11 protein-coding genes are annotated in these 13,367 nt (G+C 66.7%); 8 read left to right on the forward strand and 3 right to left on the reverse strand.

Features of this window, described 5'->3' with window-relative positions:
- The first annotated feature begins 133 nt into the window (after positions 1-133).
- Complete coding sequence (gene ligA / locus WS89_RS09125; RefSeq protein ID WP_059790566.1) at positions 134-2,209, forward strand: NAD-dependent DNA ligase LigA; 2,076 nt, start codon at positions 134-136, stop codon at positions 2,207-2,209.
- Positions 2,206-2,739, forward strand: coding sequence for a peptide deformylase (def, locus tag WS89_RS09130; RefSeq protein WP_059790568.1), 534 nt, complete (start codon positions 2,206-2,208; stop codon positions 2,737-2,739). The genes ligA and def overlap by 4 nt, the downstream gene beginning before the upstream one ends.
- 79 nt (positions 2,740-2,818) lie before the next feature.
- Here the strand turns inward: def and WS89_RS32100 are convergent, their stop codons facing one another.
- The 3 genes from WS89_RS32100 to map are packed head-to-tail and all read right to left on the reverse strand — an operon-like array spanning position 2,819 to position 8,016.
- A complete protein-coding gene (locus tag WS89_RS32100) occupies positions 2,819-4,564 on the reverse strand; it encodes a pseudouridine synthase (RefSeq protein ID WP_082741827.1) in 1,746 nt (581 codons plus the stop codon).
- Positions 4,565-4,580: 16 nt separating this feature from the next.
- Positions 4,581-7,157, reverse strand: a complete 2,577-nt coding sequence (locus WS89_RS09140) for a [protein-PII] uridylyltransferase (RefSeq protein WP_059505898.1) — start codon at positions 7,155-7,157, stop codon at positions 4,581-4,583.
- 43 nt (positions 7,158-7,200) lie between these two features.
- Complete coding sequence (gene map / locus WS89_RS09145) at positions 7,201-8,016, reverse strand: type I methionyl aminopeptidase (RefSeq protein ID WP_059505900.1); 816 nt, start codon at positions 8,014-8,016, stop codon at positions 7,201-7,203.
- A gap of 377 nt (positions 8,017-8,393) precedes the next feature.
- Here map and rpsB point away from each other — a divergent pair, with 377 nt between their 5' ends.
- The 6 genes from rpsB to WS89_RS09175 all read left to right on the forward strand — a co-directional run bounded on the left by rpsB (position 8,394) and on the right by WS89_RS09175 (position 13,359).
- Positions 8,394-9,134: a 30S ribosomal protein S2 gene (gene rpsB / locus WS89_RS09150; protein WP_034207665.1), complete on the forward strand. Its 741-nt coding sequence runs from the start codon at positions 8,394-8,396 to the stop codon at positions 9,132-9,134.
- A 162-nt stretch (positions 9,135-9,296) separates the two neighbouring features.
- Positions 9,297-10,178 (forward strand): translation elongation factor Ts, encoded by an 882-nt coding sequence (tsf, locus tag WS89_RS09155; protein WP_034207664.1) that lies wholly within the window; start codon positions 9,297-9,299, stop codon positions 10,176-10,178.
- 156 nt (positions 10,179-10,334) lie between these two features.
- Positions 10,335-11,048, forward strand: a complete 714-nt coding sequence (pyrH, locus tag WS89_RS09160) for a UMP kinase (RefSeq protein ID WP_006402648.1) — start codon at positions 10,335-10,337, stop codon at positions 11,046-11,048.
- A 103-nt stretch (positions 11,049-11,151) separates the two neighbouring features.
- The gene (frr, locus tag WS89_RS09165) at positions 11,152-11,712 is read left to right on the forward strand and encodes a ribosome recycling factor (RefSeq protein WP_006483822.1); all 561 of its coding nucleotides are present in this window, start codon (positions 11,152-11,154) and stop codon (positions 11,710-11,712) included.
- A 49-nt stretch (positions 11,713-11,761) separates the two neighbouring features.
- The gene (uppS, locus tag WS89_RS09170; protein ID WP_034207662.1) at positions 11,762-12,544 is read left to right on the forward strand and encodes a polyprenyl diphosphate synthase; all 783 of its coding nucleotides are present in this window, start codon (positions 11,762-11,764) and stop codon (positions 12,542-12,544) included.
- On the forward strand, positions 12,538-13,359 hold the full coding sequence (locus WS89_RS09175; RefSeq protein ID WP_059505902.1) for a phosphatidate cytidylyltransferase: 822 nt from the start codon (positions 12,538-12,540) through the stop codon (positions 13,357-13,359). Before uppS ends, WS89_RS09175 begins: the two co-directional genes overlap by 7 nt.
- The last annotated feature ends 8 nt before the right edge of the window (positions 13,360-13,367 follow it).

The raw sequence follows: 13,367 nt of genomic DNA on the forward strand, positions 1-13,367 counted from the left end.
TCGTTCGCCGCTGCGGCGCACACCGTTTCGTGTGCGCCGCAGCACGTCATCAGGCCCGCATTGCGCGCCCCGCCGCGGCGTCAAACTGAGATAATCGGGTATCCGATTTTTTCAGAACGAATCTGCCGCCAGCATGGCCCGAACCCAAGCCGAACCGCCAGCCAGCCAGCCCGACGCGCGCGCCGCGTGGCTGCGCGACCAACTCGAGCGGGCGAACTACGCCTATTACGTGCTCGACCAGCCGGATCTGCCGGACGCCGAATACGACCGGCTGTTCCGTGAGCTGCAGCAGCTCGAAACCGACCATCCCGAACTCGTGACGCCCGATTCGCCGACGCAGCGCGTCGGCGGCGAAGCGGCCGGCGGCTTCACGCCGGTCGTCCACGATGCGCCGATGCTGTCGCTGAACAACGGCTTCGCCGACGAGGACATCGTCGCGTTCGACAAGCGCGTCGCCGACGCGCTGGCCAAGACGACCGATCTCGCCGGCTCGGTGACGGACCCCGTCGAATACGCGTGCGAACTGAAGTTCGACGGCCTCGCGATTTCGCTGCGCTACGAGCGCGGCGTGTTCGTGCAGGCATCGACGCGCGGCGACGGGACGACGGGCGAGGACGTGACCGAGAACGTGCGCACGATCCGCTCGATTCCGCTGAAACTGAAGGGCAAGCACGTGCCGGCCGTGCTCGACGTGCGCGGCGAGGTGCTGATGTTCAAGCGCGATTTCGCACGCCTGAACGAACGTCAACGCGCGGCCGGGCAGCGCGAATTCGCGAACCCGCGCAACGCGGCGGCGGGCAGCCTGCGCCAGCTCGACCCGAAGATCACCGCGCAGCGTCCGCTGTCGTTCTTCGCATACGGGATCGGCGTGCTCGACGGCATGCCGATGCCCGACACGCACAGCGCGCTGCTCGACTGGTACGAGGCGTTCGGCCTGCCGGTGAACCGCGAGCGCGCGGTCGTGCACGGCGCCGATGGCCTGCTCGGGTTCTTCCGCAAGGTCGGCGAGAAGCGCGATGCGCTGCCGTACGACATCGACGGCGTCGTCTACAAGGTCAACCGGCGCGACGAGCAGGAGCGCCTCGGCTTCGTGTCGCGTGCGCCGCGCTTCGCGCTCGCGCACAAGTTTCCCGCGCAGGAAGCGCTGACGAAGCTCGTCGCGATCGACGTGCAGGTCGGCCGTACCGGCGCGATCACGCCGGTCGCGCGTCTCGAGCCGGTGTTCGTCGGCGGCGCGACCGTGACCAACGCGACGCTGCACAACGAGGACGAAGTGCGCCGCAAGGACATCCGGATCGGCGACACTGTGATCGTGCGCCGCGCGGGCGACGTGATTCCGGAAGTCGTCGGCGCGCTGCTCGACCGGCGCCCGGCGGATGCGGCCGAATTCGTGATGCCGAGCGAATGCCCGGTGTGCGGCTCGAAGATCGAGCGCCTGCCGGACGAGGCGATCGCGCGCTGCACGGGCGGGCTGTTCTGCCCGGCGCAGCGCAAGCAGGCGCTGTGGCATTTCGCACAGCGCCGCGCGCTCGATATCGACGGCCTCGGCGAGAAGATCATCGACCAGCTCGTCGAGCTGAATCTGGTACGTACGCCGGCAGACCTGTTCAATCTCGGCTTCGCGACGCTGGCCGAACTCGACCGGTTCGCGGAGAAGTCCGCGCAGAATCTGCTCGACTCGCTCGAGAAGGCGAAGCATACGACGCTCGCGCGCTTCATCTACGGGCTCGGCATCCGCCATGTCGGCGAATCGACCGCGAAGGATCTCGCGAAGCATTTCGGCTCGCTGACGCCGATCATGGACGCCTCGATCGAGGAACTGCTCGAAGTCAACGACGTCGGGCCGATCGTCGCCGAGTCGCTCCACCAGTTCTTCGCGGAGGAGCACAACCGGACCGTGATCGAGCAGTTGCGCGCACCGGGCAAGGTCACGTGGCCGGAAGGGCCGCCCGCGCCGAAGGCGCCGCAGGGCGTGCTCGCCGGCAAGACCGTCGTGCTGACGGGCACGCTGCCGAATCTCACGCGCGATGCGGCGAAGGAGATGCTCGAAGCGGCGGGCGCCAAGGTGGCCGGTTCGGTATCGAAGAAGACGGACTACGTGGTCGCGGGCGCCGAAGCCGGCAGCAAGCTCGCGAAAGCCGAGGAACTCGGCATCCCCGTGCTGGACGAAGACGGTCTGCACCAACTCCTGGAGGGCAATACGCCATGATTCGCGAGATCCTGAAGATGGGCGATCCGCGCCTGCTCGAAATCGCCCAGCCGGTCGAGCGGTTCGATACGGCCGAGCTGCACGAGATCGTCGCGGACATGTTCGAGACGATGCACCATGCGAACGGCGCCGGGCTGGCCGCGCCGCAGATCGGCATCGGGCTGCAGATCATCATCTTCGGCTTCGGCAACAACAACCGCTACCCGGATGCGCCGCCGGTGCCCGAGACCGTGCTGATCAACCCGAAGATCGAGTACATGCCGCCGGACATGGAAGAGGGCTGGGAAGGCTGCCTGTCGGTGCCGGGCATGCGCGGCGTCGTCAGTCGCTACGCGGAGGTGCGCTACAGCGGCTTCGACCAGTTCGGCGAGAAGATCGATCGTGTCGCCGAAGGGTTCCACGCGCGCGTGGTCCAGCACGAATACGATCACCTGATCGGCAAGCTGTATCCGATGCGGATTACCGACTTCACGCGCTTCGGCTTTACCGAGGTGTTGTTCCCGGGGCTCGATCCGGCCGACGACGACTGATCGGCCGCGCTCCCGCGGAAAAGAAAAAACCCGCTTGCGCGGGTTTTTTTCATGGCGGGCGCACGTTACGTGCGCGAGCTCAGAACGTCTCGTCGGCGGACAGGTAGCGCCATTGGCCTTGCGGCAGTGCGCCGAGCATCACGCGGCCCATCCGCACACGCTTCAGGCCGATCACGTCGAGGCCGACCAGTTCGCACATGCGGCGAATCTGGCGCTTCTTGCCTTCGCGCAGCACGAACCGCAACTGCTCGCCGTTCTGCCAGCTCACCAGCGCGGGCTTCAGCGCCACGCCGTCGAGCTCGAGGCCATGGCGCAGCTTCGCGAGCGATTCCGCGGGGAAGTGCTGGTCGATGTCGATCAGTCGTTCGCCGAAGCGCACGCGCACCAGGTATTCCTTGTCGATGTCCGACTGCTCGCCGATCAGCTGCTTCGCGATCACGCCGTTCTGCGTCAGCACGAGCAGGCCGGTGGAGTCGATGTCGAGACGGCCGGCCGGTGCGAGCGCATGCAGGTGCTGCGGCGAGAACCGCACCGGCGAATGATCGCCGCTCCAGCGGTTCGCGCGCGTGATCAGCACGGCGGCCGGCTCGTAGCCGTCTTCCGCCTGGCCCGACACGTAGCCGACCGGCTTGTGCAGCAGGATCGTCACTTGCGCGGCCTGTGCCGCGCTCGCGCGCTCGTCGATCTCGATCTTCTGGTCGGCGCGCACCTTGGTGCCGAGCGTGTCGATGCGTTCGCCGTCGACGAGCACCCAGCCCTTTTCGATCCATTCGTCGGCTTCGCGGCGCGAGCACATGCCGAGTTCGGACATCCGCTTCGACAGGCGCATCAAGCCCGTTTCGTCGCCGTAGCCGACGTCGGCCGCCGCGCGCTTGACGGGTTGCGCGGTCTTCACCGCGCCGAACGAACGGCGCTCGCCGTCGCGCGCGGGGCGGGTCGGGCGGTCGCCGAAGCTGCGCTTCGCGCCTTCGCCGGCTGTCTTGTCGCGATAGGACGGGCGCTTGCTGTCGTCAGTACCTGCTGTGCGACGGGGACGCGCATCGTCGTCGCTGCGACGCGGCGGGCGATCGGACGACGTGCGGCGATCGCCATAGCTGCGCTTCGTGCCTTCGCCGGCTGTCTTGTCGCGATAGGACGGGCGCTTGCCTTCGTCGGCACCCGCACGACGCGGCCGTGCATCGTCGTCGCTGCGGCGCGGCGGGCGATCGGACGACGTGCGGCGATCACCGAAGCTGCGCTTCGCGCCTTCGCCGGCTGTCTTGTCGCGATAGGACGGGCGCTTGCTGTCGTCAGTACCTGCTGTGCGACGGGGACGCGCATCGTCGTCGCTGCGGCGCGGCGGGCGATCGGACGACGTGCGGCGATCACCGAAGCCGCGCTTCGCGCCTTCGCCGGCTGCGTTGTCGCGGTAGGACGGGCGCTTGCCTTCGTCGGCACCCGCACGACGCGGCCGTGCAGCGTCGTCGCTGCGGCGCGGTGGGCGATCGGACGACGTGCGACGGTCGCCGAAGCTGCGCTTCGCGCCTTCGCCGGTCGCGTTGTCGCGATACGGGGCACGCGGGCCGCGTTCGGCACCGCCGTCACGCGGCGCACGCTGGGCCGGTGCGCGATCCGCACCCGCGCGCTCGACGCCTGCGGCGCCGCGCGGCTTGAACGGGCGTTCGCCGGCGGCTGCCGCAGACGCCTTCTTCGGGCGGGCCGGCTTGTCTGCGGCGGGCGGCGCAGCGGGGCGCACCGCCTTGCGGGCGACGAGGCTGCCGGAGCGGACAGGGGCGCGAGTCGGCGACGCCGGCTTCGGATTCTTGACGGTTAATTTGGTGCGCATAAACGCTGGGATTCATTCAGACTGCGATCGCGCGCAGCAATTCGGTTTCGAGCTGGATCTGCAGGCGATTGTCGGACAGGCCGGCGCCCGCGAGCAGGAAGATGTCTTCGACGCGCTCGCCGAGCGTATTGATCCGCGCCGCATGGACGCCGATCCGATGTTCGGCGAGTACGCGCGCGATCGAATAGAGAAGGCCCGGCCGGTCGTTGGCCGACACGGACAGGATGTAGTACTGACCGCGCTCGTCGGCCCGCAGGTCGACGCGCGGCGTGATCGGAAACGTCCGGGACAGCCTCGACAGGCGGCCCTTCGACGGCTCCGGCAGCGGTGCGGTTTCGGCGAGCCGCGTCGCGAGCTGCTGTTCGACGAGATTCGCGATGTCGCGGTAGCGCACGTCGCGTTCGGTCTGTGTGACGATGAAGTTGTCGAGCGCATAGCCGTGCCGCGTCGTGCTGACGCGCGCATCGAGCACCGACAGCCCGTTGCGGTCGAAATACGCGCAAATGCCCGCGAACAGGTCGGGGCGGTCCTTCACGTACACGAGCACCTGCAGCGCGTCGCCGATCGGCGACGGCCGCGCGCGGACGATCGCGGTTTCGGCGTTCACATGCCGGTACAGCACGCGCGTCTGCCATGCGATGTCGGCCGCGTCGTGACGCAGGAAGAAACCGACGTCGAGCTGATCCCACAAGGCGCGGTGCGCATCGTCGGGCACGGTTTCCAGGCGCAGCAGCGCGAGTGCCTGCTCCTGCCGCGACTTCAGCTCCGAATGCGCGTCGGGGTTCGCGCCGCCGAGTACCGCGAGCGTGATGCGGTAGAGATCCTCGAGCAGCTTGCCCTTCCACGTGTTCCACACCTTCGGGCTCGTGCCGCGGATATCGGCGACGGTCAGCAGGTAGAGCGCGGTGAGATACCGTTCGTTGCCGACGACCTCGGCGAAGCGCTTGATGACGTCGGGGTCGCTCGTGTCCTGCTTTTGCGCGACCTGGCTCATCGTCAGGTGATGCTGGACGAGCCACACGATCAGCGCGGCATCGTCGCCGGCGATGCCGTGCTCGCGGCAGAAGCGCCGCGCGTCGGCCATGCCGAGCGTCGAGTGATCGCCGCCGCGGCCCTTCGCGATGTCGTGGAACAGCGCCGCGACATACAGCACCCACGGGCGCTCGAAGTTGCCGATCAGCTGGCTGCAGAACGGATATTCGTGCGCGTGCTCGGCCACCGCGAAGCGGCGGATGTTGCGCAGCACCATCAGGATGTGCTGGTCGACCGTGTACACGTGGTACAGGTCGTGCTGCATCTGCCCGACGATGCGGCGGAAATTCAGCAGGTAGCGGCCGAGCACGCTCGTCTGGTTCATCAGCCGGAACGCGTGCGTGATCCCTTCGGGTTGCTGCAGGATCCGCATGAACGTGTCGCGGTTCCGCGGATCGCGGCGCCACGCGTTGTTCATGATTTCGCGCGAGTTGTACAGCGCACGCAGCGTGCGGGCGGACAGGCCCTTCACGCCGCGCGTCGTTTCGTACAGCAGGAACGCTTCCAGGATCGCGTCGGGATGGCGTTCGAACACGCCGTCGTCGACGATCTCGAGCATCCCCTGTTTCTCGACGAAGCGATCGGCCGACAGCACGCGCGTGATGCCGCTCGTCGCGGGAAAGAGCTGCGCCTCGATGTTCTGGATCAGGATCGTCGCGAGCTGCGTGACCGCTTTCGCGGACCAGTAATAGCGGCGCATCAGCTGCTCGCTCGCGCGCTTGGCCTGCGTCGGCTGGTAGCCGAAGCTTTCGGCGGCTTGCGTCTGCAGGTCGAACACGAGCATGTCCTGACGGCGCCCGGCGATCACGTGCAGCCGCGCGCGCAGCGTCTTCAGGAAGCCTTCGTTGCGGCGCAGCTCGCGCGCTTCGCGGTCGGTGATGAGGCCGCGCGTGTCGAGCTCGCGCCAGCTGCTGCCGAAGCCGGCCGCGCGCGCGATCCACAGGATGGTCTGCAGGTCGCGCAGCCCGCCGGGGCTTTCCTTCACGTTCGGTTCGAGGCTGTACGGCGTGTCCTGGAACTTCGCGTGGCGCTGACGCATCTCGAGCACCTTCGCGGTGAAGAACGCGCGAGCGTCGAGCGCTTCGTGATAGCGCACGGTGAAGCGCTCGAACAGTGCGGTGCTGCCGACGATGCGGCGCGCTTCCAGCAGCGAGGTCTGCACCGTGACGTCCTGCGACGCCTCCTCGATGCACTGCGCGACCGTCCGTACGCTGCTGCCGATCTCGAGGCCGAGATCCCACGCCATCCCGATGAAGCGCTCGATGCGCGCGTCGAGCGCCGGGTCGTGCGCATCGGGCAGCAGCACGAGGATGTCGACGTCGGAATAGGGGGCGAGCTCGCCGCGCCCGTAGCCGCCGACGGCGACGAGCGCGAGCGTCGCGGGCAGCGCGCATTCGTCCCACACGCGCTTCAATGCGTCGTCGGTGAGTTTCGACAGCGCGTGCATCAGCGACGCGACGTTCGCCGCGCGACGAAAGCGCTCGAGCATCTCCGTCTTGGCGGCCTTGAATTCGGCGCGCCGCGACAGCGCTTCGGGCGAGGGGGCAGCGTGAGCGCTCATGGGCGGCCGTTCGGGTGCGGGAGTGGGGCGGGTGCGACGGCGCTCAGACGGCGGCGGCCGGTTGCGCGAACACGGGGCGCGCCGGCGTGCCGGCCGACACGGTCAGCACTTCGTAGCCGGTGTCGGTGACGAGCACCGTGTGCTCCCACTGCGCGGACAGGCTGCGGTCGCGCGTCTTGACCGTCCACTGGTCGGGCATCGTGCGGATGTCGCGCTTGCCGGCGTTGATCATCGGCTCGATCGTGAAGATCATCCCGGCCTTCAGCTCGATGCCGGTGCCCGGGCGGCCGTAGTGGACGACCTGCGGATCCTCGTGGAACACCGTGCCGATGCCGTGGCCGCAGTATTCGCGCACGACGCTGTAGCCCTGCGCTTCCGCGTGCTTCTGGATCGCGTAGCCGATGTCGCCGAGGTGCGCGCCGGGCTTGACCTGGTCGATGCCCAGCCACATGCATTCGTAGGTGGTCTGCACGAGGCGCTTCGCGAGGATCGAACCCTCGCCGACGATGAACATCCGGCTGGTGTCGCCGAAATAGCCGTTCTTGATCACGGTGATGTCGATGTTCAGCGCGTCGCCGTTCTTCAGTACCTTCTCGCCCGGAATGCCGTGGCAGATCACGTCGTTGACCGAGATGCAGGTAGCTTTCGGGTACGGCGGGTAGCCGGGCGGCTGGTAATTCAGCGGCGCGGGGATCGTGCCCTGTTCATTGAGCATGAATTCGTGACAGAGCCGGTCGAGCTCGGCGGTCGTGATGCCCGCGACGACGTGCGGCGTGATGAAGTCGAGCACTTCGCTCGCGAGACGGCAGGCAACGCGCATCTCCGCGATATCGTGTTCGTTTTTGAGCGTAATAGCCATCGAGGTATGCCTGGAATGCGGTGAATTGACGGATTATCGCACCTTATGGCGGGCCTCGCAGCCCCTGCCGGCCGCGCGGATGCGGGTTTTCGCGGATTGTCCGGCCCGCTGCCGCGCGGCAAGCGAAAGTGCCGCGCGACTTGAGAGCCGACAAATCCGCGTGCTATACTCTTTGGCTAAGTCGATATCCAAATGCCGAGCTTTCCCCATTCTGGGGCGGCATCGCGGTGAAAGACTTGCGGCACGGGCATTTTGCACGTGCCGAATCGCAAGCCGGCGCAACCAGGGTGCCGGCCGCGCGAAGTCCGCGCCCTTCGGGCGGGTTCGCGCGGCGGTACGGCAGCCGGCTTAAGACCCAACCCTCGTGGAGAATTTACATGGCAGTTACGATGCGCCAAATGCTGGAAGCGGGTGTCCACTTCGGTCACCAGACGCGCTTCTGGAACCCGAAGATGGCTCCGTTCATTTTCGGTCACCGCAACAAGATTCACATCATCAACCTCGAAAAGACGCTGCCGATGTTCACGGACGCACAGAAGTACGTGCGCCAGCTGGCAGCGAACCGCGGCACGATCCTGTTCGTCGGCACGAAGCGCCAGTCGCGTGACACGATCGCCCAGGAAGCGCAACGTGCGGGCATGCCGTACGTCAACGCACGCTGGCTCGGCGGCATGATGACCAACTTCAAGACGCTGAAGGTGTCGATCAAGCGCCTGAAGGACATGGAAGCGGCCGTCGAAGCGGGCGAAACCGAGAAGATGAGCAAGAAGGAAGCGCTGCTGTTCGAGCGTGAAATCGCCAAGCTGCAGAAGTCGATTGGCGGCGTGAAGGACATGGGCGGCATTCCGGACGCGATCTTCGTCATCGACGTCGGCTACCACAAGATCGCCGTCACGGAAGCGAACAAGCTGGGCGTGCCGGTCATCGCCGTGGTCGACACGAACCACTCGCCGGAAGGTGTGGACTACGTGATCCCGGGTAACGACGACTCGAGCAAGGCAGTCGCGCTGTACGCTCAAGGCGTGGCCGATGCGATCCTGGAAGGCCGTGCGAATGCGGTCAACGAAGTGGTCCAGGCAGCGCGCGGCGACGACGAGTACGTCGAGGAAAACGCGTAACTGGCCCCGAGCCGGCGCAAAAAGGGGGCTCTCAACAGGCCCCCTTTTTTTAAGCTTGTGCGCCGGACCTGATCGCGCCGAATCGGCGCGGGTCCGGAAACGAATCCCGGCCGTTCGCGTCCAAGCGGGCGGCGTTGTGAATACAGACTCAAGGAGCGAATGATGGCGGCAATTACCGCAAGCATGGTGGCAGAACTGCGCGCAAAGACCGACGCACCGATGATGGAGTGCAAGAAGGCGCTGACGGAAGCCGACGGCGATCTGGCCAAGGCTGAAGAGCTGCTGCGCGTCAAGCTCGGCAACAAGGCGAGCAAGGCCGCATCGCGCGTGACGGCCGAAGGCGTCGTCGCATCGTTCGTCGGCGGCAACGCGGGCGCGCTGGTCGAACTGAACTGCGAAACCGACTTCGTCGCGAAGAACGACGACTTCCTCGCATTCTCGAAGACGGTCGCGGAACTCGTCGCGACGAAGAACCCGGCCGACGTGGCAGCACTGTCGGCGCTGCCGCTCGACGGCAAGACGGTCGACGAAGTGCGTCTGGCGCTGGTCGGCAAGATCGGCGAGAACATCTCGATCCGCCGTTTCGTCCGTTTCGAAACCGCGAACAAGATCGCCACGTACCTGCACGGCGCGCGTATCGGCGTGATCGTCGAGTACACGGGCGCGGAAGAGCAGGTCGGCAAGGACGTCGCGATGCACATCGCCGCGATGAAGCCGGTCGCGCTGTCGTCGGCTGACGTGCCGGCGGAACTGATCGAGACGGAGCGCCGCGTGGCCGAGCAGAAGGCTGCCGAATCGGGCAAGCCGGCCGAAATCGTCGCGAAGATGGTCGATGGCAGCGTCCAGAAGTACCTGAAGGAAGTGTCGCTGCTGAACCAGACGTTCGTGAAGAACGACAAGCAGACGATCGAGCAGATGCTGAAGGCCGCGAATGCCGCAGTGCAGAAGTTCGCGCTGTTCGTCGTCGGCGAAGGCATCGAGAAGCGCCAGGACGACTTCGCCGCCGAAGTGGCCGCGCAAGTCGCAGCAGCAAAGCAGCAGTAAGCAGTCAGGCAGTATCCGCGGCGGGCGTCCGCTCCGCCGCGGCCGGCGGCGCCGCCGGCCGGCCGGGAACCCCGGTCCGGTCGTCGGCGCTTGCCCGAATCAGTATTTCGCCCCTACAGTTCGTGGTTGTCATCCTCTCGTCGCTCGGAAGCCCCTATGTCCAATGCCTATAAACGCGTCCTCCTCAAACTCTCCGGCGAAGCGCTGATGGGCGACGATGCCTTCGGCATCAATCGCGCGACGATCGAACGGATGGTGGCCGATATCGCGGAAGTCGTGCGTCTCGGTACGCAGCTCGCGGTCGTGATCGGTGGCGGTAATATTTTCCGCGGCGTCGCGGGCGGCGCGGCCGGCATGGACCGCGCGACGGCCGACTACATGGGGATGCTCGCGACGATGATGAACGCGCTGGCGCTGCAGGATGCGATGCGCCACGCCGGCATCGAGGCGCGCGTACAGTCCGCGCTGCGCATGGACCAGGTCGTCGAGCCGTACATCCGGCCCCGCGCGATCCGTCAACTCGAGGAAGGCCGTGTCGTGATCTTCGCGGCCGGCACCGGCAACCCGTTCTTCACGACCGATACCGCCGCCGCGCTGCGCGGCTCGGAAGTGGGTGCCGAAGTCGTGCTGAAGGCGACCAAGGTCGATGGCGTATATTCTGCCGATCCGAAGAAGGACCCGTCGGCCACGCGCTATACGACGATCAGCTTCGACGAGGCGATCAGCCGCAACCTGCAGGTGATGGACGCGACGGCGTTTGCGCTGTGCCGCGACCAGAAGCTGCCGATTCGCGTGTTTTCGATCAACAAGCCGGGCGCACTCAAGCGCATCGTGCTGGGCGAGGACGAAGGTACGCTCGTCCACGTGTAAACTCCCGCGGATGCGGGCGATCGGCGCGGGTTGCCGGCCGCGGCGCGACACGCGCCGGGCGGGGCTCGCGTTCTTTTGAAGGTTTGAAGGTTCGGAGGTTGAAATGAGTGTCGCTGATGTCAAGAAGGGCGTCGAGCAAAAGATGCAGCGCTCGATCGAAGCGTTCAAGAACGATCTGGCCAAGATCCGTACGGGCCGTGCACACACCGGCCTGCTCGATCACGTGCAGGTCGACTACTACGGCTCGATGGTGCCGATCTCGCAGGTCGCGAACCTGACGCTCGTCGATGCACGCACGATCGGCGTGCAGCCGTGGGAAAAGAACATGGTCGCGAAGGTCGAGAAGGCCATCCGCGAAGCCGATCTGGGCCTGAATCCGGCGACGGCCGGCGACCTGATCCGCGTGCCGATGCCCGCGCTGACGGAAGAGCGCCGCCGCGAGCTGACCAAGGTCGTGAAGAGCGAAGGCGAAACGGCCAAGGTCGCGATCCGCAACCTGCGCCGCGACGCGAACGAAGCGCTGAAGAAGCTCGTGAAGGACAAGGAAATCTCGGAAGACGACGAGCGCCGCGCGAGCGACGACGTGCAGAAGCTGACCGACAAGCACGTTGCCGAAGTCGACAAGCTCGTGCAGACCAAGGAAGCCGAGATCATGACGGTCTGACGACCGTCCTCGCGCGCCGCCTTCTTCCCGCCTTACTGTCTCAACGGCCATGACCTATACCAGCTCTACCGTTCGCGTGCCTGACGTCGGTGTCGTGCCGCGTCACATCGCGATCATCATGGACGGCAACGGCCGTTGGGCGACCGAACGCCGCTTGCCGCGCGTCGCGGGGCATACCCGCGGCGTCGATGCCGTGCGGGCGGTGGTCGAAGGCTGCGCGCGCGCCGGCGTCGAATACCTGACGCTGTTCGCGTTCAGTTCGGAAAACTGGCGCCGGCCGAACGACGAAGTGTCGTTCCTGATGCGGCTGTTCATCACCGCGCTCGAGCGCGAAGTGGGCAAGCTGCATGCGAACGGGATCCGCCTGCGGGTCGTCGGCGATCTCGAGCGTTTCGAGCCGCGCATCCGCGAACTGATTCGCCGCGCCGAAACCAAGACGGCGCGCAATACCCGTCTGACGCTCACCATCGCGGCCAACTACGGCGGCCGGTGGGACATCCTGCAGGCGACGAAGAAACTCGTCGAGCAGGCCGTGCGCGAAGGTCGCGAGGTCGAAGTGACCGAGGACGCATTCGCGCCGCACCTGGCAATGGCTTACGCGCCGGAGCCCGATCTCTTCATCCGCACCGGCGGCGAGCAGCGCGTCAGCAACTTCCTGCTGTGGCAGCTCGCGTACGCCGAATTCTATTTCACCGACAAGTACTGGCCGGATTTCGACGGCGCGGCACTGGCCGACGCGATGGCGTCGTATACCGAGCGCGAGCGCCGTTTCGGGCGCACGAGTGCGCAGCTCGAACCGCAATCGCAGAACGCCGACTCCCTTTCATGCTGAAAACCCGTGTGATCACGGCGATCGTGATGCTGGCGGTGCTGCTGCCGGTGACGCTGTTCGCGCCGCTCGACGGGTTCGGCGCGCTGATCGGCGTCGTGCTCGTGTTCGCCGCGTGGGAGTGGGCGCGCCTGCTGAAACTCGGCGGCGCCGGCCCCGTCGTCTACGCCGTCGTCGCGGCGCTCGCGCTCGCGGCCACCGCGCCGCTCGGCGTCGATGCGGCTTCGTCCCGTCCCCTTTTCATGGCGGCCGGCGTGTTCTGGCTGCTGGTCGGCCCGTTCGCGCTGCGACGCAAGCCCGAACTCGCGGGCGGCGTCTGGCGGCCGTTCCTGCTCGCCGCCGGCCTCGTCGTATTCGCCGCCTGCTGGCACGCGCTCGTCGCAGCTCGCGCGCAGGGCGTGCCGTTCGTGCTGTCGCTGCTTCTGGTCGTCTGGCTGGCCGATATCGGCGCATACTTCGCTGGCAAGGCCTTCGGAAAGCGTAAACTGGCCGTCACGATCAGCCCCGGCAAGAGCTGGGAAGGTGCGATCGGCGGCTGGTTCGCGGTCATGGCCGTCGCCGGTGTCGCGATGGCCGTGCACGCATTCGAGCCGACCCTGTTTTCTGCATTCGCCGCGCGCTACGGAATGCCCGGCGCGTGGGCCGCGCTGACGCTGCTGGTCGCGTACAGCGTGATCGGCGACCTGTTCGAGTCGCTGCTGAAGCGGCAGGCGGGCGTGAAGGATTCGAGCGGACTGCTGCCGGGCCACGGCGGCGTGCTCGATCGTGTCGACGCGCTGCTGCCGGTGCTGCCGCTCGCGATGCTGCTGCTTGGTTAAACCATTAT

The sequence above is a fragment of the Burkholderia sp. MSMB1072 genome, from assembly GCF_001524725.1.
Taxonomy (GTDB): domain Bacteria; phylum Pseudomonadota; class Gammaproteobacteria; order Burkholderiales; family Burkholderiaceae; genus Burkholderia.